This window comes from Croceitalea sp. MTPC6 (assembly GCF_036985525.1).
Lineage (GTDB): Bacteria > Bacteroidota > Bacteroidia > Flavobacteriales > Flavobacteriaceae > Croceitalea.
Genome location: NZ_BTGR01000043.1, coordinates 1 through 419 on the forward strand (window position 1 = coordinate 1; position 419 = coordinate 419).

At 45.8% G+C, this 419-nt stretch carries 1 protein-coding gene; it reads right to left on the reverse strand.

Translation table 11 applies throughout. The annotated features are described in order from the left end of the window. Window positions 1-419, reverse strand: a 419-nt coding sequence (locus tag AACP56_RS17965) for an efflux RND transporter permease subunit (RefSeq protein WP_339339104.1), incomplete at both ends; no start/stop codon positions are given.

The window sequence follows — 419 nt, forward strand, 5'->3', positions numbered from 1 at the left end:
ACAACCCCTTCAGGAAGGGATTTCTGTATTTCGGCCATCCGGTCTTTCACACGTACAATAACCTCGTTTGAGTTTGCCCCTTTGAGCATCATAACAAGACCGCCAACGACCTCACCTTCGCCGTCCTGCGTCAAAGCCCCATAGCGCACGGCAGAACCAAAGCGCACATCTGCAACATCACTTATGGTAATGGGCACACCATTTTCATTTTTGATGACGATTTTTTTAATATCATCAAGGCTTCGCACCAAACCTTCACCTCGAATGAAGTTCGCCTGATGGTTTTTCTCAATGTACGCACCACCTGTATTTTTATTGTTCGCTTCCAATGCTTCGAACACATCGGTAATAGTAAGGCCGATTGCCTTTAATTCATTAGGGTCGACGGCCACCTCATATTGCTTTATTTTTCCGCCGAT